The organism is Nocardia sp. CA-107356 (assembly GCF_050946365.1).
GTDB lineage: Bacteria > Actinomycetota > Actinomycetes > Mycobacteriales > Mycobacteriaceae > Nocardia.
Genome location: NZ_CP191992.1, coordinates 5,695,066 through 5,714,039, shown reverse-complemented (window position 1 = coordinate 5,714,039; position 18,974 = coordinate 5,695,066). Strand labels below are relative to the sequence as shown.

The window sequence follows — 18,974 nt, the reverse complement described above, 5'->3', positions numbered from 1 at the left end:
CAGAGCAGCGTCGAGAATTCAAACGATCTCATCGCGGTAGTCTCCTTGATCATCGACCGTCTGAAATACCGTGGGCAGCACTGTCGAAACAGCTGAGATGAACTCGTGCGCGCGTCTGCTCGATACCATGTCCGACAACGTCGTGACGCCGATGGCAGCGATATTCGGCGCATCTGCGATAATTTCGACCGGCCGGATGCTCGTGTCCAGCGCGTAATTTCGAGCCAAGGGCTGATTCAAAAGCGCGAAACCCACGTCGGCCGCGACCATTGCCAGCATGGTGCTGAGGCTCGACATCTGGACCACCTCTGGTATCGGCGCGCCCGCCCGAGTGAAGAAGTCGGAGCGCTCCGCTGCCGCCGCGGCATCGTCGGCGGGGCTGTCGACGACAAGGAGTGGACGCGTCGCGAGCCGCGGCAAGGTCGCGAATCCATGCGCGGCCAAGGGATCGCCGTCTGCGACGAATGCCACCACGGGCACCCGGGCCAGCGAGATGAACGTGAAGTCCGGATCGGGCAGTCGCGAGGTCAGGGCGAGTTCGCAACCGCCGGACCGGAGTAGCTCGCATACCCGATCGACGGTCCCCTCGTGCATCATGACGGTCAGCTCCGGATGGCGCTGCTTCAGCTTGCTGAGCACCGGAGGAAATATCCATGCGGCGATCGAATGGAGCGAGGCGGCCTCCAATTCGCCATGGATGCCGCCCTGCCATTCCCGGCCGCGGTCGCGTAGTCGCCTTGCCTGACCGAGAAGCGATCTCGCATCGGCCAGAAGTACGCGCCCGCTCGGTGTCAAACTGACGCCTTTGGTGCGGTTTCTGAAGAAGAGTTGTGTCCCCAGCTTCCGTTCCAGTCGCTGAACGCCGGTGGAAACCGCGGACTGGGACGCGTGCAGAGCTTTGGCTGCGTCGGATATGTTGCCCATTTCAGCGGAGAGGACGAAGTATTGCAGTTGAACCAAGCTGAAATCCGGACAATCGGCCATGAAACCCCCTGGGATCACTTCGATAAGCTCTGGGTCTAGGACGCCGTGCGTCCTGTTGGTCTGTTGTCTACCGTCGAACGCGTTCGCGTGGTTGGCGCCCGTTGTGAAATATCTGGCATTGCGTTCGCTGATCATTCTGGATGTTGTTGCGGCAGAGCGCAATCCGCTTCCTGTGGCAAATTCGCAGTGTATGGCCAGGCGCAGGCGCAGGCCGCCTCGCACGGCGGCGGGCAGGCATGATCTCTATCGTCCCTTCCAGCCCCTCGCCAGGGCCAACAGGACGCCAATACCAAGCGGTCGCATTCACGGCGGACGGGCCGGTCAGCTTTCGACGTGGATATACTCGTCGACGCCGATATGGATGGTGGCGGCCTCTCATTAGCCGTGCGATCGGCCGCCTGCGAGCTCATCGTCGAGGGCGAGCCTATCGGCAACGACAAAGCCACGCCGTGGCGAGCACGTCGAACCCAACAGCTCATGATCAGGAAGCGATAGCAACCTCGAGTCCGGTTCGGTTCAGGATCGGCTTGTCCTTACTCGGCGACAATTTGAGTTCGTTCTCGCCGAGTGGGACAAAGTAGGCGTCGACTTGTGCGGGTGTTACCTCGGTAAGAGCGACCGGACACCACTGCGGCGTATGATCTTTGTCAATAACCTGAGCACGGATACCCTCTACCAGATCATGAGTGGCCAGTGCGGCGACTGAGACACGGTATTCCTGGTCCAGGGCCTCCTCAATTGTAAAATTACGCGCGCTACGTAACGCGCGCAGGGTGACCTTCAGTGCGACAGGTGATTTCGCGGCGATCTCGGCTGCCAATCGCCGGGCGGCAGGTGAATGAGCGCTGTACAGTGCCTCAAGGATTTCTTCCACGGTGTCAGAACGGTAGCAGGAGTCGATCCATTCCCGGTGACTCGCGATCTCGGATGGGGCGGCCTCCTCAGCGTATCTTGCGATGGCGATCTCCGGTTCAGACGTGGCGAGTGCGTTCAGTAGAGATGGAAGCTGCCTGGATGGCACGTAGCAATCGGCAAAACCGGCCGCGATGGCGTCTGCTGCGTTCACCCGGCCCGCTGTCAATGCCATGTGGGTTCCGATCTCACCGGGTGCGCGAGATAAAAGATAGGTGCTGCCGACGTCTGGGGCAAAGCCGATGCTGACTTCAGGCATACCGACGGAGGACTGCTCAGTGACTATACGGTGGCTGCCGTGCGCAGAAAGACCGACTCCGCCGCCGAGCACGATACCGTCCATGATCGCGATATATGGTTTCGGATAGCGGGCGATGCAGGCGCTTAGCGAGTATGCGGTACGAAATAACCTCCCGCTGAGAGAATCTGGGCCGGTCCTGCCGTTCAGCCCGTCGTCGTGGAAGATGGCGACGTCACCGCCAGCGCACAGGCCGCGGGTGCCAGCGCCGGTGAGCACTACCGCACGCACGGAGGTGTCGTTGGCCCAGTCTTGCAACGCTCCCAGAATAGTGCAGTACATTGCATGATTTACGGCGTTGATCACCTCGGGTCGGTTGAGCGAGATCAGCCCCAACCCGTCGCGCTTATCAATGACGACGCTAGGCCTGTTGCTCACTCGGCCCCGCCTTTCTGCGGCCAGTACCTTTGCCGCATTGCTGGTACTCGGCTTCGATGTTGTCGCGTGGCGTGGCCGATAGCCGAGGTGCATCACGGCCGTCAAATGCGGCCGAGTGCCGAGAAAATCGTGGACAGGAATGAAACTAGACACGATGCCGGGTAGGGAGTATGGCCCTTAAGTGGAATTCGCAGCTAGTGGTCTATTGCAGCACTGGAGATTGCGAAGACGTGTGGTGTTGTCCGGGTGCTTCTCCTTAATCAAGGTTGAGGTTGCGGATTCGAAGAAATGTCGGAGCCCCGTGAACGCGGAACTTCATCGGAAATGCTGCAAATCTAGGCGTTCGACTGCACAGCACAATTCTGGTGGCGGCAGGCTCTCATGGCCTGCCACTCCATCATCCACCCGAACAGGTGAGAAAAGACGAAGGCCACCGGAAAGCCTGATGCGGCAAGCCTCCACGCTGCCGCAGACATCTCGCCGTGCCACCGGCCGGTCCGCGATTAGTAGCTAATCGACCACGGCACCCGTCGGCACACGCGAACCCGCCGCCTTCGAGCTGAGACCTCAGAATGCCCAATCGAATTCCGCTGCTGACCGCAAAACCTGACTTCACGCGCGCCGGACCGACTCGAAGCGCCGCTTAAACGTTCTGGAAGGCACAGCATCGCCTTACACGGCTAGAGGTCCATTGCAGGCGATGAAGCGATGTCGATGGCTTGCGGGGCGATGGTGTCCAGACTGTCCTCGACGATGTCAGCAGGACCGCCGGTGCCAGAGAGCGCCGCTTCGAGGTGTACTGCTGCTCGGACGAAATGGTGAAAGGTGATGCCGCGGCCCTGGTGGATTTGTTTCATTGGGGCGCTGATGTAAGGCGTGGGGCCGCCGAGGGCTGCGGCGAAGAACTCAACCTGCTTGCCTTTTAGCCGCGACATGTTGGTGCCGGTGAAGAACTTGACCAGTTCGGCGTCGGCGAGAATCTGGCTGTAGAAGTCTTCGACTATGACTTCAAGCGTCTCGTGACCGCCGATCTTGTCGTAGATGCTGGTGATTGTGCTACTCATATAACGTCCTGCTTCGATGGCGTACCGATGTTGATGGGCTCGCGTCGATTACGAGGATGGTTCGATCAGTCGCGCCCCTATCGGCATTTCGACGAAGTCGCCCACCGAGATGGAGGCCGCAAACTAAAGTCAGAATCCAGGGGAGCGCCCCGCCGGGCTGCCGGACCAGTAAGTCTTTGGACTCATGGGGTGAAACCAGAGAAATTGCGGAGAAGTACAGGGCAATGCTCGAACACGCCGTGAGTGTCCCATCTCTCGCGTTGGCTCCGCAACGTCCGCGTCGAAGGACTCCACTTTCGGGCCATATTGCGGATGCTTTGGATCGCCCTAATGTCGATTTATCCAGCCGGGGACGGGGAAGAGTCGGTTCTGGATGCGGTCAAGGGTGCGTGGCGACTGTCGGCACCATGAGAGAGTCGACCAGGGAGTGACGGTGAGCCTGTGCGGATCTTCGGTAATCGGGGTGACACCGTCGGCTACATGACAGCGGACTCCGATCTGCCGTCGGATTCCGCTAACGCTTTGAACCTGCGTCTCGGGTGCTACATCGTCGAGGGAGTGATCCCTGTCGGACGGCGTTCACTGCTTGGTCGAAAGCGCCGTCATCTGTTGGGACTTCGATATCGCGTGGTCTTTGATACCCCGCAATCCGTCCAGTCGGCCGATGGTGGCGTTGAACGCAGCCTGGGATTCCAGCGCTTGAGGTGCGGGCGGGGTATGCTGGGTCGATCCCAGGGTTGGGCGAGCGGCTCCCGTGCTCGGCGTCGGATCGTTTGGTTGCTGGCCATCATTCAGGTGCTCGCGTTCGTCTCGACCGTCTGCGGTGCACCAGCCACCGCCCACGCCGTAACGGCCACGTCAGGTAGAAGCGCGTTGGCCATCAATGAGTTGGGCACGACGAATATTACGGATCCCCGGATGGTTTGGTTGTCGAACTACCTGTTCGTCGCCAGCCGTCGCTGCGTCTGGTCCAGATGAACATGGCGTCTTGCTTGTGCGCCGCCGAGCCGGGTGGTTCCGCAGCGAATCACTGCTGACAGTCCTATTACAGTCCGATACCGTCCAAGTTGATCACCGAATTTGAGATGACCAGGGACGAATTCGATACAACTGCTGGCGAGATGTTCGACGTCGCGGACGTCGAACTCTTGGTGGTGTCCGTGCAGCTTTGTTGATCGGAGTTGCTCAAACGCCGTCGTGGTGGGTGGACTGCTGTAGCTGTTGTGGGGGAGGGATATTCTCCTAATCGGTTCGGGGCTGAGCTGGCCGACGCCGACTGGGCCCATGGGCGGTCAGGACTGTGACTGTGCCTTGGTGCTGCGTTCCTCAATGATCATGTATCTTCTTGTCGGTCTTGTTGATTCGGGTGTCATGGGGTGAGTTCTGCCGAAGGTGCTGGTCGCGCGTCCTGCGCGGGATGTGTTGGAGGAGCGGAAGATTCGTAAGCTCGCTGGTGCTCGGCATGCTCCGGGTGATTGGATTCGCCGGGCGCGGATGATCACGGCGAGCTGGGACGGGAAGTCCACCGCGGTGATCGCGCAGGAGTTGGGTTGTCATCCGCAGACGGTGCGAGAACGCCTGCACCGGTTCAACATTCACGGCATGGAGGGGCTGGGCGATCGGCCGGGGTCGGGGCGCAAACCTCGCCTGACCGAGACAGAGCGCAGTCGTATCGTGGCCTTGGTCGCCACCACGCCACCGGGGCGGTTGACGCGGCAATCCGACGGCGCTTTGGAAGCCGAGCAGGACGGGGCACCGTCGAGCTGGACGCTGGATTCGCTGACCGCGGCCCTGCGCGCCGAAGGCATTGTCGTGGGTCGTAGTCAGGTGCGCAGAATCCTTGTGGCAGAAGGGATTCGAGTAAAGACCCGTACTTCGTCCCAAAAGAACCCATATCGTCGGTCTCTACACGCAGCCACCCGAAGGTGCCACGGTAGTCTGCGCCGACGAGCTGGGTCCGGTATCGCCCCGCACCTTCGGCCCCGCACCGGGGTGGTCGGTCGACGGACACCGGATCAAGGCGCCCCTGGAGTACTCGCGAGGCCCGGACAGGGTCTGGGTGTACGGCTCGATCCGCGTCCGCGACGGCCAGGCCGTCACGCTCACCGCGTCGTCCCGCAACAGCATCAACTATCAGCGTTTCCTCGAGCTGGTCGAACAGGCCAATCCCCTCGGCGATATCTACGTGATCACCGACAACCTCTCCAGCCACAACAGCAAATCCACCCGCGAATGGCTCGAAGACCACCGCCGGATCAAACACGCGTTCATCCCGGTCGGGGCGTGTTGTTGGCTCAACCTGCAAGAAGCGTGGTGGCGAATCTTCCGGCGAGAAGCCCCGGTTTCATCGGGCGGAGCCGCGGTTGCGGGCGCGCGGCTATGTGCGGGGGCTGCTGGCGCCGTTGGCCGGGAAAAACGGCTTGGCGATGAAGACATCAACACAAGGAAAAACAAGCCCATTACCAGCGAAGACAGCATTACATCACGAAGTGATAGGTTCTGTCTCCCAATGAGCTGAATCGAGCGGCCCCATGGTCGGGGCCGGTCGTGCATCATGTTCGCCGTGGCGACCGCGATCGGTGATCGATACCAGGTTCTGACCGACAAGCAGTGGGAACTGCTGGAGTTGCCGCTGCCGAAATCGCAAGGGCACGTGGACCGTAACTTCGCCAATAATCGCCTGGTGGTGGAAGGCATGCTGTATCGGTTGCGGACCAGCCTGCCCTGGCGGGACTTGCCCGAACACTTCGGGCCGTGGCAGACGGTGTGGAAACGCCACCGCCGCTACGCCGCCGACGGCACCTGGGATCGGGTGCTGACCGCGCTGCTCGCTTTGGCCGACACCACCGGCGACCTGGACTGGGTCGTCTCGATCGACTCGACGATCGTGCGCGCCCACCAGCACGCCCCACGGCCGCCGACTCTGTGTCGGGGCTATGAACCAGCCGACCATGCGATCGGGCGCTCCCGCGGCGGGTTGACCACCAAGATCCACCTCGCCACCGACGGTGCAGGTCGAGGTTTGGCAGTGCTACTTACACCCGGCCAGACCAACGATTCGCCGTTGTTGCCACCGTTGTTGGATGCGGTGGCGGTGCCTCGTCTGGAAGGCGGCCCGCCTCGGCGCAACCCGGACGTCGTGATCGCCGACCGCGCCTACTCCGCTGCGTCGAACCGAACTCTGCTGCGCCGCAAACGGATCCAGACCGTGATTCCCGAACGCCGCGATCAGGTCGACAACCGCAAACGCAAGGGCCGAGCCGGTGGCCGGGCTTCGACGCGCAGCTCTACAAGCGGCGCAATGTCATCGAACGTGCCTTCAACCGGGCCAAGCAGTGGCGGGCGGTGGCCACGCGCTACGACTGTGAGGATCAATGCGTGCCGCCCCGGGCGGTGGTCTGACCCGCGTTACGACTGGCCATCGGGCCTTGAGTTTGATCTGTCGACCACTGTCCGGGGCGGTGCTTGCTGTCGCCGGACCGGGCTGGATGTGTCCCGATAGGGGCCTTGCCGCGAAAAAGGCGCCGTCACAGTCCTGACCGTCCATGCCCGGCCTGGCGTCGGCCAGCCCAGTCCCGAATCCGTCAGAGGAGACAGCCGACCCGTGCCCAGCATGCCGCAAGACGACCGCTCCGGCCAGATCGACCCCAGCGACGAAACCGTGGTCCTGGGGGTCGATACCCACAAAGACGCCCACGTCGCCTTCGTCATCGGAATTCAGGGAAACGCACTGGGGCACAACAGTTTCCCCACAACAACAGCAGGATATCGGCAGCTACTGACCTGGGCGAAGGGTTTCGGCACCCTGCGTCGTGCCGGAGTGGAGGGCACCAGCTCCTACGGCACTGCACTGACCCGCTATCTGCGAGAAGCCGGCGTGTGTGTCTTGGAGGTCAACCAGCCCGACAAAGGGAATCGGCGCCGCCGCGGAAAGACCGACGCCATCGACGCCGAGGCCGCCGCCAGGGCCGTGCTGTCGGGCCGCGTGACCGCCGTCGCCAAGACCGGCGATGGACCCGTGGAGATGGTGCGCATGCTCAAGATGACCAAGGAATCGGCGACCAAGTCCCGCTCCCAGGCCATCAACCAGCTCAAAGCTGTTGTGGTGCGTGCCGATCCGGCATTGCGTGAGTCACTGACCGGGTTGAGCAACCCCCGGCTGATCCGGCGTTGCGCCGACCTCGATCGCGCAGCCCCGACGACCGCGGAGACGACCGCCGTCTACACACTGCGGTCACTAGCTCGGCGCATCCAGGTCCTGACCGAAGAGATCGACGACCTCAACACCCAGATCACTGCCACCATCGCCGCATCCTGCCCGACACTCCTGGACTGCTACGGGGTCGGCCCCGACACCGCCGCCGCCCTGCTCATCACCGCCGGCGACAACCCCGAACGCCTCCGCAGCGAAGCATCCTTCGCTGCCCTGTGCGGTGTCAGCCCCATCGAGGCATCCTCGGGAAAAGCCAGGCGCCGCAGGCTCAATCGAGGCGGCGACCGGCGCGCCAACTCTGCTCTCTACACCATCGTCATCGCGCGTCTGCGCTGGAATACCCGCACCCGCGACTACGTCGCCCGCAGACAATCCGAAGGCAAAACCCGCCGCGAAGCCATCCGATGCCTCAAACGCTACGTCGCACGAGAGATCTACCAGATCATCACCACGCCCAGCAGCCCGAACACCACGCCTCTCCCCACAGCGGCTTGACAATCCATAGGGGCATCAAGCTCGCGACCACCTACCGTGCCGGATTTGTCCTGGCCCTGGTGGTCGAATTTCTCAAATCATTGGGAGACACAACCTAGTTCTGCAAGGCCTTTATCAGGACAAAGCCAGCCTGGTCCGGCGGCAGCAAGCACCGCCCCGGATGATGCTCGACAGATCAAACTCAAGACGCCTTGGCCAGTCATAACTCAAGTCACCCCGCCGGCCGAGGCGGCACTCATACTCACAGTCGTATTCTCGTCGCCACCGCTCGGTGTTGTTTGATCTGGTTGATGCCACGCTCGACGGCGTTGTGGGCACGGTAGATCACGGGGTCAAATGATGGTGGCCGCCCGCCGGTGCGGCTGCGGTTGCGACGGTGCGTGGCCTGGCCCGTCGGAACCGGGATGGTTACCTCGATGCCGCGTTGGCTGCAGCCATCCGCGGTTGCGGCGACTGGAATAGGCGGCGACTGGAATAGGCATTGTCGGCCAGGATCCGACCAGCTCGCACTCGCGGTCGGCCACCGTCGGGTTGAGCACCTCGATCGCGTCCAGCACCGCTGGTATCTGCGGGCTGTCCCCGCCGAGCTGAACTCCACCATCGCGCTGACCGTCATATCCTGCACCTGACTGGCATTTTCTCCCGCATTGAGTGCGGATATCGGCAGTGTCGCCATTGAGGATGACGCTGAACTCCAGACACTCCCAGCGGCCAAACTCCACCTTCGGGTGATGTGTTCCCCCTGGGAGCGCTTTACTGTCACCCATGCCGGTCGGCATCGGCTCATAGTTTGCCGGTTGGTGTCACCTAATTGTTACGACCTTAGACGAGTGGCCGCCATGACTCACGAGACTCCACAGTTCGATATCGAGGACGTGTGGCATGCACTGGAGCGGCTCGATCCGCCGCACGAACTGGCTGACCAGTTGGCGGCCTGCGTCTCGATCGGCCGCGCCTCAACACGATGGTCCGATCCTGCCAGCGACCTCATGCCGGTTGAATAGCCAGAGGCAGAGTGGTGTGCGTGCTGGTCGCCGTACAGCGGAGGCCGCGGGTGTGGTGACGCGATCCTGGTTTGCGGAGCGTCAAGTGCTCGGTCAAGAGGTGTTGGCAGCATGTTTGCTGGGTACTGGTCCTGCCCGGACGTCGACGCTCGTATCAGTCATACGGCATGTCCTGGGCAGAAACATGTGTCGCTGTACACGGAAGCCGACGCAAAGATTGAGCACAGGGTGGTCGATCGAGTTGACTCGGTCGACGGACGCTGGGTCCACGCGCACTCCGCTATCGAGCCCGTGTCGGGTGCCGCCTTGGTGATCGCGAACGACGACACTCCGCCCAGTGCGTGTATCGAGCGCTTCCACCGACACTGCACGCTGGTCGACCGAGTGGACGGTATCTACGCGGATGACCTCCGACTGTCGCCTGTGCAGCGATACCGATATTTCGTACGGGCGCACCTGGCTGGCGCCTCCACTTGTTTCCGCGGGTGGCGTGAGCTCAGCAATCTCCGCCGCCGACACGTGCGGGTGTTAGTTGACTTCCGCCAGTTGAGACCGGTGCCGCCCTCCAGGTTGTGCCGGTGGGTCTGCTCGGCAACCACCTCCTCGACGTGGCGACGGCCAGCGGGTGGGATACCGGCGACAGATCAGCTTGACCGTCCGTCGAAACTGCTTGCGTTGATCTCGAACCGCGATGGAGTAACTGATGAAACTTCGGTTGCACATATCGGCGTCGACACGGATCCGCGAACTCGGAATAGGCGGCGACAACCTGGGGCGGCCAGCCTCGGGAAGTCGATGTCCAACTGCGAATGATCAATGAGTGAAAGGACGGGTCATGTCTAGATATCTGCTCACTGTTCTCGGTGACAGCGTCTCGGCAGGTTGGGGGGATCCCGCGCCGGATGGCGGACATCGCGGGTGGGTTTCGAGATTCTCTTCTATGACAAACCTGCCGCCACGGAGCGTGCACAACCTTGCCGAGTACGGCGCGACCGTCCAGCATGCGGTGCACCACCAACTCCCGCACGCAGTGCGCGGTAAGGCTCCGCTGGTGGTTGCTTTCGTCGGCGCGAACGACCTGCTCGCCAGCCGTCAGCACTACGACGCTGCGCTCTTCCAGCACAACTTGCGCACCATCTTCGATGCTCTCACCGGTGCGGACACCATAGTGGTGACGGCCAACTACCCAGATATCCCGGGAAATCTCGAGGTCTCCGAGTCGGTGCGTCGCGCGCTTCGCGATCGTTTCGCCGAGGCCAACGAGGCTCTCGCGGAAATCGCCGAGGACACCGGTGTGACCTGCATCGACTTGTGTCGGCCGCAGGTATGGCGTGAGCCGACGATGTGGGACGCCGACCGGCTGCATCCCGGCCCGCGGTTACACCAGCATTTCGCCGAGGAACTTGTGAGCCTGACCCAGAGTTCGGGTCTGTTCACCGCAGCCTGACCCAGATATCAAGCAACCCTGAGGAGAACACCTAGATGGACGCGGACTTCGCCGACCGGCGGCTCGCCCGTACCCCGATTGCCATTGTGGGAATGTCGGGTCTGTTTCCCATGGCACGGACACATCGGGAGTATTGGCAGAACGTCTTCGTTGGGACGGACTGCACTCAGGACGTGCCTGAGTCACGGTGGTCGGTGACGGACTACTACGATCCTGACCCCGCGGCGCGAGACAAGACTTACTCCCGGCGTGGGGGGTTCCTGCCGAATATCGAGTTCGACCCGGTCGAATTCGGGCTGCCGCCCAACCAGTTGGGGATCACCAGCACGATGCAGCTGCTTAGCCTCGGCGTGGCACGGGACCTACTGCTCGACGCAGGCGCGCCGGGATCGACGTGGTATGCCCCGTCACGCACCGGTGTGGTGCTCGGCACCACCGGCGCAGTCCCGCTTACGCATCCGCTGGCGGCCCGGTTGTCCACACCGGTGCTGAAGGAGGTGGTGCGCAGCTGCGGGATGTCCGCGCGGGACGCCGACGAGATCGCCAACAGGTACGTCACAGCGTTCGCACCATGGGAGGAGAACACCTTCCCTGGGCTGGAGTTCAATGTGGTCGCGGGGCGAGTGGCCAACCGTCTCGGGCTCGGTGGGATGAATTGCACGGTCGACGCAGCATGCGCGGCGTCGCTGGCGGCGATCCGGGTAGCGGTTGCCGAACTTGTCGATGGTCGTGCCGACATGATGATCACCGGCGGGGTGGACACCGATACCTCCATCTTCATGTACATGTGCTTTTCGAAAGTCGAGGCGCTCTCACACAGCGACCGGATCAGCCCGTTCGCGGCCTCTGCGGACGGCACGTTGCTCGGCGAGGGTATCGGCATGCTTGGGCTGAAGCGGCTCGGTGACGCGGAGCGGGACGGAAACCGCATCTATGCGGTGCTGCGTGGTATTGGGTCCTCCAGCGACGGGCGGGGGGCGAGCATCTATGCACCGCGCGCAGAAGGCCAGCGGGTCGCTCTGGACCGGGCCTATGCTGACGCTGACTGCTCACCAGGATCGGTCGAATTATTCGAGGCGCACGCCACCGGGACCGCAGTCGGTGACCGCACCGAGCTGTCCGCTCTCGGTGACCTGCTTCGCGCCGCCTCCGACGAACCGCGCTTCGCCGCGCTGGGTAGCGTGAAATCCCAGATCGGACATACCAAAGGCACTGCGGGCACTGCCGGCCTGATGAAGCTCGCGTTCGCGCTGCACCAGAAAGTGCTGCCTGGCACGATCAACGTCGAGGAACCCAACAGCGCCCTCGACTCCGCTGACGCCCCATTCTACGTCAACAGGTGGACACGCCCGTGGATCCTCGACCCGGACCGCCCTGTCCGAAGGGCTGCTGTGTCTTCAATGGGCTTTGGTGGGACGAACTTCCACTTCGTTCTGGAGGAACACCGGACAGACCGAACAGGGCTGCGAATGTTGCACCGCACCCCGATGGCCTACTTATGGCACGCACCCGACAAGGAGTGCTTGCTCGAACTGCTGCGCAGTGCGGCGCCGGCAAGCGATGACGGTGACATCCCGGCCATCCATGCCAGGGTCGGGTTCGTCGCCAGCGACGAGGAGGAGGCCACCGCCCTGCGGGAGCTGGCGATCGAGTACTTGTCCGGGGATGAGGTTGGCGAAGAGTGGTCCCATCCTGCGGGCGTTTTCTTCCGTCGCCAAGCGCTGCCTGGCCTGCGCATTGGTGCGTTGTTCGCCGGTCAGGGCAGCCAGTATCTGAACATGGGGCTGGAAGCCGCCCTGAACAACCCGGCTGTTGCGCAAGTGTTCGATCGTGCCAATGCCTGTTTCGCAGGCGCGGCACCTCGGCTGGCCCAGGTGGTGTTTCCGCCTCCGGTATTCGACGGGGCGCTGCGCAAGCGTCAGGAGGCGGATTTGCGGCGCACCGAGTATGCGCAGCCGGCGATCGGGGCCCTGTCTGTGGGGCAGTTCGTCTACCTCAGCGAGCTCGGCTTGGTCTGTAACGCCTTCGCCGGGCACAGCTTCGGCGAGTTGACCGCGTTATGGGCGGCAGGTTCGATATCTGATGCAGACTACTTCCGTCTTGCCGCGGCGCGCGGCCGGGCAATGGCGCCAGTGGCCGAGGGGGACTCGGGCACAATGGCTGCGGTAAAGGCCAGCCGCGAGCAGGTCACGGACATCCTTACCGCATTTCCGGACCTAACCATCTGCAACCACAATGCGCCTGAGCAGGTGGTCGTCGGAGGCGGCACCGAGGACGTCAAGCGGCTGGTCAAGGAGTGCGGTCGGCGGAATGTCACGGCGCGCCTCCTGCCGGTTGCCGCGGCCTTCCACACCTGCCACGTGGCACATGCGGTCGACCTTTTCCAACCCGAGGTGGACGCGGTGTGCATCACAACGCCGACCGGCCCGGTGTACGCGAACTCGCCCGGCGCCTTCTACGGAGACGACACGGGAGCGAATGCACGCACGTTGGTCCAACAGTTGCTTGAACCTGTTGAATTCGTCGCGGTCCTGAAGGGTATGCGCGCTGATGGCGTCACCGTCTTCGTCGAGTTCGGGCCCAAGCAGGTGCTCACCCAGTTCGTGAGGCAGACACTCGGCGACGAGGTCTGCGCCATCCCCACGGACGCGGGACCGCTCGGCAACAGCGACGTGGCGCTCAAACGCGCAGCTGTGCGGCTTGCCGTGCTCGGTGCACCGCTGTCAGGCATCAACCGATACACCGAACCTCCCGTTGCTGAACCCGTCACCTCCAGTGGCATGAGCGTGACGATCTCTGGCGCGGAGTACGTGCCCGAACAACGCCGCGCGGCCTACGAGGCGGCGCTGGCGGACGGTTACCGACTAGAAGGTGCGCTTGCCGACTCAACTGGTTTGAAAAACAAAGCTTCCACGCCGACGCCCGGGCAAATGGCCCCGGTGATCACCTCGACTCTACCTACCACCGATCCATCCGCTACTCCGGTAACACTCATGGAGGACACCGTGCTCAATCCCGTGGACCAACATCTCGCCGCACATAGCCAGTACCTGGAGAGTCAGCTGCGGGTGGGCGAGCGGGTGGCGGAGGTGCTGCGGCAACCGCTCGATCCACCCACTGCGGAAGCGGTGCAGGCGATCACCCGGCAGAGCGAGGCCATCGGCCGGGCTCACGCTCGGGCGAGCGAGATCTTGGCAACTCTCGCCGAGTTGGAGACCGGATCCCCTCGACACGCCACTATCCGAAGATCCGCCCCGACCTGGACACCAACCACAGAGCACGACCGCGACGCAGACGAGGTGCACGGTATGGCCGGTTTGCCAGAGCGACCCGTACGTGAGTTTCGCCTCGCGCCGGAAGCCCCCCTACCCACTCCGCCCCCGGAACCGACACTGCAAACTGCCCCGTTACCCGCCAGCGAAGCTGAAACGGAAATGGTGAACGGTGTGGCCCGCGTGGAGTTGAGGTCGTCGCTGGTCGAGGTAATTGCGGAGAAGACCGGGTACCCGGTGGGCATGATTGATCCGGCGATGGATCTGGAGACGGATCTTGGTGTCGACTCGATCAAGAAAGTCCAGGTCTTCGCGGCGATACGGGATCGGGTGCCCGGGTTGCCTGACATCGGTCCAGAAATGCTCGGTGAGTTGCGCACCGTGAACCAGGTCGTCGCCGTCCTCACTGAAACAGGTGATGTCGACCCAAAAGCGCATGAGGCGGCGCAGACGCGTCGCCACACCGTCGAACTGACCAGACTGCCCGCCATCGATACGATCGAAAAGCCCTACTGCGCCGACCCAGTCGTGGTGCTGGTGGACGACGGGCATGTCGGCGGCGACGCGCTTGTGACCGGTCTGACCGCCCAGGGGTGGACCGTGCGTCGGGCACGACACGCCTCTGACATCGAGGCACTGTTCATTGGGCGAATCGACCTGTGCCTCTCGTTGGCCGAGACCGAGCGGGATTGGGCGGGCGCGCGGCGGTATCTCGCCGAGACGATAATGCTCGCCCGGCGGGCCGCGACGGTACTGGACCCCACGTCGAGCCGAGCCGGATTTGTCACGATCACCCGGCTCGACGGCGGCCTCGGCTTGCACGGCCACTGCGGCGCTGCCCCGTCGCTGGTCGGCGGCGTCAGCGGCGTGGTCAAGACACTGGCCGGGGAACGGCCAGGATTGTTCTGCCGCTCGGTCGATGTCGCCCTCCAGCTGCCCGGTGCCGAATTCGTCGACGCGGTGCTCGATGAGATCCGCGACGCGGCGATCGACACCGCCGAAGTGGGCGTCGATGCCACCTGTGCCCGCTGGACCGTGCTGCCCAGCAGACACGGTTCGGCCCAGCAGGTATCGACTGTCGGCCCCGACCCGGACAGGGAAGTTCTCACCCTGACATCGGAGGACCTCGTCCTGGTGACCGGCGGAGCACGTGGCATCACCGCCCATTGCGTACATGCGCTCGCCGGATACACGAACGCCCGGTTCCTGCTACTCGGCCGAACCGAACTGGGTGCTGAACCGAGCTGGGCGAGCGGCGTCGCCGACAACGAGCTCCAGTCGGCCGCCATCGTTGCGCTGTCACTGGACGATAACCGCCCGACCCCCCAGCATGTGGCGCGGGTGCGCGATGATTTGCTCGCTCAGCGGGAGGTCCGGAAAAACCTGGCCATGCTCGGGAAGCGCGCCGCCTACCTCGCCGTCGATATCGCCGACGCGGCCGCTGTCGACCTCGCGTTGTCCGAACACCGCGGCCGAATCACCGGACTGGTCCACGGCGCAGGCGTGCTCGCCGATGCCCGGCTTGCGGACAAGACCGCCGCACAGGTCGAGCGGGTTTTCCGGTCCAAGCTCGACGGGCTGCGTCACGTACTCGACGCCGTGGACAGTCCAGCACTACAACACCTGGTGCTATTCACCTCGGTGGCAGGGCTGCTGGGCAACCCTGGGCAGGCCGACTATGCTGCGGCCAACGAGGCGTTGTGCCGGTTCGCTGCCGGCTGGAAGCACGCGCACCCCGATACGCACGTGACCGCCATCGACTGGAGCGCCTGGAACGGCGGTATGGTCACCGACGATCTGCGGGAGCTGTTCACGACTAGGGGCATCTCACTGCTCGACGTCGAGGTCGGCGCGCGCGCCTTTGTCGAACAGTTCACCGAGGACCATGCCAGCGACCTACGGGTGCTCATCGGCGACAGCGTGGCGCTCGGCGGACAGTGTGTGGTGCCATCACTTGCTTTCACCGCGCGGCGTGACATCGGCGATGCCGCGGCCGATCCGGTACTGCAGGCACATCGGATCGGGGCGCACCCGGTTTTTCCGGCCACTTTCGGCCTGGGCTGGCTGATCAACACGGTGGAGCGAGCACATCCAGGCATGTGCGTCGTGCACGTGACGAACTTCCAGGTGCACAAGGGAATTGTCTTCGACAACGCCATGTGCTCCGGCTACCAGACCCACGTCGAACCCGGTATTTCGCACGGCGACCGGATCCAGGTGCGCGCCACAGTGCGCAGCCAGACCGACGCCGGTCAGCTCATACCGCACTACGCGGCCACCCTTGAGCTCGCGACCGCGCCCCAGACCGCGCCGCGCATGGAGGTCCTGCCGTTCGCGGACGGACCGGAGGACGGGCCGGAAATTTATCGCCACGGCACCCTGTTTCACGGACCCCGCCTGCAGGGCCTCCGGCGAGTCCTGGGTCGGTCATCCTCCCGGTTGGTGCTGCTGTGCCGACTTGCGGACGTCGCTGGCACGGCATATACGGGTCGGCTCCACAGCCCGGTCCTCGCCGACCTGCTGCTGCAAGGCCCGGCTGTACTGGGTACGGACCTCCTCGGCGACGCCTGCCTGCCGCTGGACATCGGTGCCGCGGACTACTTCGCCCCGCTGCCTGACAACGAACCGTTCCTCCTCGTGGTCGACGACGTCTGCTCCACGGACGCGACCATCACGACGAACGCGACCGCTGCCACCCTGCATGGAGAGGTGCTGCAGCGCTTCACCGCTATCACCATGGTGTCCACAAAAGACATGACGGCGAAGTTCCGCGAGGCCGTGCGCTCTTGGCACCCGGGAGAGGGAGCCTCCGGGGAGAGCGTGTCATGAGCACGGCTCTCGAGTTCATCGGTGAACCCTTCGACTCGGTGATGTGGCTGGAGTCCCGGAAGCCGGAGAACATGCTGTCGCCGCTGCCATCAGAGGCGTCGGTACTCGCCCGAGTGCGGACGGCGCTGGTTGTTGCACACGTCAGTGCGCTGCGGGCACAGGCAGCGCTCCAGCTCCGGCCGTTGGCTGGGACCTGGTGCCCGGCCGGATCCGATGCGCTGACTCCGAACTGCGACGAGGCCGTGTCCAAGCCGCTCGCCCAGAGCGCTGCGGATGCCAGCATATGGAAACAAGAAATGCCGGTTTACGAACTGAGCGACCTCACGGTCGAACTTCGAGAAAAGGACGCACAGCCATGGTGAACCGGATGCACACCGCGCGAGATATTGCCCGCGAATCCACCGATGTGTATCGCGAATTGCTTCAGTTGGATCGACCTTGTTTCGTGGTGCGCGACGAGCATGGGATCGGCGTCACCACCGACCCAACCTCGGCCCGCACTACGCAAGTCTTGGCTTCGGTCCCGGCATTGCCGCCCGAGTCCCTTGGTGAACGCGGCTTTCTGAGCACACATCGTGTCCGGACGGCCTATGCCACCGGCGCGATGGCCAATGGCATCGCTTCGGCGGATATGGTGATTGCCTTGTCCAATGCGGGCTATCTCAGCTCTTTCGGGGCGGGCGGACTGGCGCCGGATCGAATCGATGAGGCTCTAGGTCGGATTAAGCGGGATACGTCAGGAAAACCGTTCGCCGCGAACCTGATCCATAGCCCAAACGAGCTTGCGCTGGAGCGGGCCGCTGTGCAGCTGTTCCTGCGCCACCAGGTGCATTGTGTCGAAGCGTCTGCATTCCTTGATCTGACCCCGCAGGTCGTGCACTACCGAGCCGCCGGATTGAGCAGGGATGGGAACGGCCGGATCGTGGTAGGCCACCGGGTGATCGCCAAAGTATCGCGGGCTGAGGTCGCCGAACGATTTCTTCGGCCGGCACCGCAAGCCATGCTCGGTCAGCTGGTGGCGGACCGAGCGATCACCGAGGAGCAAGCCGAGCTGGCACTGCAGGTTCCGATGGCCGACGACCTCACCGCCGAAGCCGATTCCGGGGGCCATACCGATCGCCGACCGCTCGTCGTGCTGCTCCCACAGATCATCGCGTTGCGCGACCGGATCCAGCGCGAACTCGGCTACCTGCACTCGGTCCGGGTAGGTGCGGCCGGGGGCATCGGAACGCCGGTCGCGGCGGCGGCCGCGTTCGGCCTCGGCGCGGCATATGCGGTCACTGGGTCGATCAATCAGGCGTGTGTTGAAGCCAACCAGTCGGCCGTGGTGAAGGATTTGCTCGCCACGGCTGAGGAAACGGACTGTGCGATGGCGCCGTCGGCCGACATGTTCGAGATGGGTGTCGATGTCCAGGTGCTCAAGCGGGGGACGATGTTCGCAGGTCGGGCCAAACGACTGTACGAGGTGTACCGGGCCAATGATTCGATCGAGTCCATTCCAGTCACTGAGCGTGCCGAACTTGAAGATCGCGTGTTTCATCGGCCGTTGTCGGCGGTGTGGCAAGACTGCGAACGCTTTTTCGCCGAGCGTGATCCGGACCAGATCCAGCGTGCCCATGACACTCCCAAGCGACGCATGGCGCTGGTGTTCCGCTGGTACCTTGGGCTGTCCTCAGGGTGGGGCATTCAGGGCACACCCGACCGCGTGGCGGACTACCAAATCTGGTGCGGCCCAGCAATGGGTGCGTTCAACCAGTGGGTGACCGCAACCTATCTCGCAGCGCCTGCCAACCGCACCGTCGTCGACGTCGCCACGCACATCATGCGAGGTGCCGCATTCGCCTCCCGGATCAACCAGCTGCGCCTGGCCGGTGTGCGACTGCCCGCCGATTGTTCCAGCTACCGACCGACCCCGTTGGTTAAGCACACCGTCCACCGCGAGGAGCAGCAATGAAATCGACGGCTACAACCGGACAACGGGTTGGGCTGGTGTGGGAGCTGTTGTATCGCGAGCGATTCGAACGCTCGGGGCAAATATTCCGCCAGCGCGGCTGGCGCGGCCCACTCACCGCGGCGCA

The 18,974-nt window shown here is 63.5% G+C and carries 11 protein-coding genes and 2 pseudogenes; 9 read left to right on the top strand and 4 right to left on the bottom strand.

All coding sequences use genetic code 11. The features are described 5' to 3' along the window. Nucleotides 1-18: 18 nt before the first annotated feature. The 3 genes from ACQP1G_RS25825 to ACQP1G_RS25815 form a co-directional block, all read right to left on the bottom strand. Nucleotides 19-1,206: a LysR family transcriptional regulator gene (locus ACQP1G_RS25825; RefSeq protein ID WP_433192157.1), complete on the bottom strand. Its 1,188-nt coding sequence runs from the start codon at nt 1,204-1,206 to the stop codon at nt 19-21. Nucleotides 1,207-1,465: 259 nt separating this feature from the next. After that, on the bottom strand, nt 1,466-2,572 hold the full coding sequence (locus tag ACQP1G_RS25820) for an enoyl-CoA hydratase/isomerase family protein (RefSeq protein WP_433192156.1): 1,107 nt from the start codon (nt 2,570-2,572) through the stop codon (nt 1,466-1,468). A 680-nt stretch (nt 2,573-3,252) separates the two neighbouring features. Next, on the bottom strand, nt 3,253-3,636 hold the full coding sequence (locus ACQP1G_RS25815) for a group I truncated hemoglobin (protein ID WP_433192155.1): 384 nt from the start codon (nt 3,634-3,636) through the stop codon (nt 3,253-3,255). Nucleotides 3,637-5,028: 1,392 nt separating this feature from the next. Between ACQP1G_RS25815 and ACQP1G_RS25810 the strand changes: the two are divergent. The 4 genes and pseudogenes from ACQP1G_RS25810 to ACQP1G_RS25795 all read left to right on the top strand — a co-directional run. Next, nucleotides 5,029-5,466 (top strand): annotated as a pseudogene (locus ACQP1G_RS25810) (helix-turn-helix domain-containing protein); the annotation flags it as partial. 64 nt (nt 5,467-5,530) lie between these two features. Continuing rightward, nucleotides 5,531-5,959: pseudogene (locus tag ACQP1G_RS25805) on the top strand (transposase); the annotation flags it as partial. A gap of 240 nt (nt 5,960-6,199) precedes the next feature. After that, a complete protein-coding gene (locus ACQP1G_RS25800; RefSeq protein WP_433192154.1) occupies nt 6,200-7,138 on the top strand; it encodes an IS5 family transposase in 939 nt (312 codons plus the stop codon). A 111-nt stretch (nt 7,139-7,249) separates the two neighbouring features. Then, nucleotides 7,250-8,344 (top strand): IS110 family transposase, encoded by a 1,095-nt coding sequence (locus ACQP1G_RS25795; RefSeq protein WP_433208813.1) that lies wholly within the window; start codon nt 7,250-7,252, stop codon nt 8,342-8,344. Nucleotides 8,345-8,676: 332 nt separating this feature from the next. Here the strand turns inward: ACQP1G_RS25795 and ACQP1G_RS25790 are convergent, their stop codons facing one another. After that, on the bottom strand, nt 8,677-9,123 hold the full coding sequence (locus ACQP1G_RS25790) for a hypothetical protein (protein ID WP_433192153.1): 447 nt from the start codon (nt 9,121-9,123) through the stop codon (nt 8,677-8,679). Nucleotides 9,124-9,183: 60 nt separating this feature from the next. Between ACQP1G_RS25790 and ACQP1G_RS25785 the strand changes: the two genes are divergently transcribed. The 5 genes from ACQP1G_RS25785 (at nt 9,184) to ACQP1G_RS25765 (ending at nt 18,850) form a co-directional block, all read left to right on the top strand. Next, nucleotides 9,184-9,348 (top strand): hypothetical protein, encoded by a 165-nt coding sequence (locus ACQP1G_RS25785; RefSeq protein ID WP_433192152.1) that lies wholly within the window; start codon nt 9,184-9,186, stop codon nt 9,346-9,348. A gap of 835 nt (nt 9,349-10,183) precedes the next feature. Next, a complete protein-coding gene (locus tag ACQP1G_RS25780; RefSeq protein ID WP_433192151.1) occupies nt 10,184-10,795 on the top strand; it encodes an SGNH/GDSL hydrolase family protein in 612 nt (203 codons plus the stop codon). Between the two features lie 35 nt (nt 10,796-10,830). After that, nucleotides 10,831-16,896 (top strand): SDR family NAD(P)-dependent oxidoreductase, encoded by a 6,066-nt coding sequence (locus ACQP1G_RS25775; RefSeq protein WP_433192150.1) that lies wholly within the window; start codon nt 10,831-10,833, stop codon nt 16,894-16,896. Continuing rightward, nucleotides 16,893-17,258 (top strand): hypothetical protein, encoded by a 366-nt coding sequence (locus tag ACQP1G_RS25770; RefSeq protein ID WP_433192149.1) that lies wholly within the window; start codon nt 16,893-16,895, stop codon nt 17,256-17,258. The genes ACQP1G_RS25775 and ACQP1G_RS25770 overlap by 4 nt, the downstream gene beginning before the upstream one ends. After that, nucleotides 17,252-18,850 carry a PfaD family polyunsaturated fatty acid/polyketide biosynthesis protein gene (locus ACQP1G_RS25765; RefSeq protein ID WP_433192148.1) on the top strand — a complete coding sequence of 533 codons (1,599 nt, stop codon included), beginning with the start codon at nt 17,252-17,254 and terminating at the stop codon, nt 18,848-18,850. The genes ACQP1G_RS25770 and ACQP1G_RS25765 overlap by 7 nt, the downstream gene beginning before the upstream one ends. Nucleotides 18,851-18,974 lie beyond the last annotated feature (124 nt).

What these genes read in the sequence shown, in the direction of transcription:
- ACQP1G_RS25815 (WP_433192155.1), bottom strand. Translation starts at nt 3,636, where the DNA reads ATGAGTAGCACAATCACCAGCATCTACGACAAGATCGGCGGTCACGAG.
- ACQP1G_RS25770 (WP_433192149.1), top strand. Translation starts at nt 16,893, where the DNA reads ATGAGCACGGCTCTCGAGTTCATCGGTGAACCCTTCGACTCGGTGATG.
- ACQP1G_RS25795 (WP_433208813.1), top strand. Translation starts at nt 7,250, where the DNA reads ATGCCGCAAGACGACCGCTCCGGCCAGATCGACCCCAGCGACGAAACC.
- ACQP1G_RS25785 (WP_433192152.1), top strand. Translation starts at nt 9,184, where the DNA reads ATGACTCACGAGACTCCACAGTTCGATATCGAGGACGTGTGGCATGCA.
- ACQP1G_RS25775 (WP_433192150.1), top strand. Translation starts at nt 10,831, where the DNA reads ATGGACGCGGACTTCGCCGACCGGCGGCTCGCCCGTACCCCGATTGCC.
- ACQP1G_RS25790 (WP_433192153.1), bottom strand. Translation starts at nt 9,123, where the DNA reads ATGCCGACCGGCATGGGTGACAGTAAAGCGCTCCCAGGGGGAACACAT.
- ACQP1G_RS25780 (WP_433192151.1), top strand. Translation starts at nt 10,184, where the DNA reads ATGTCTAGATATCTGCTCACTGTTCTCGGTGACAGCGTCTCGGCAGGT.
- ACQP1G_RS25765 (WP_433192148.1), top strand. Translation starts at nt 17,252, where the DNA reads ATGGTGAACCGGATGCACACCGCGCGAGATATTGCCCGCGAATCCACC.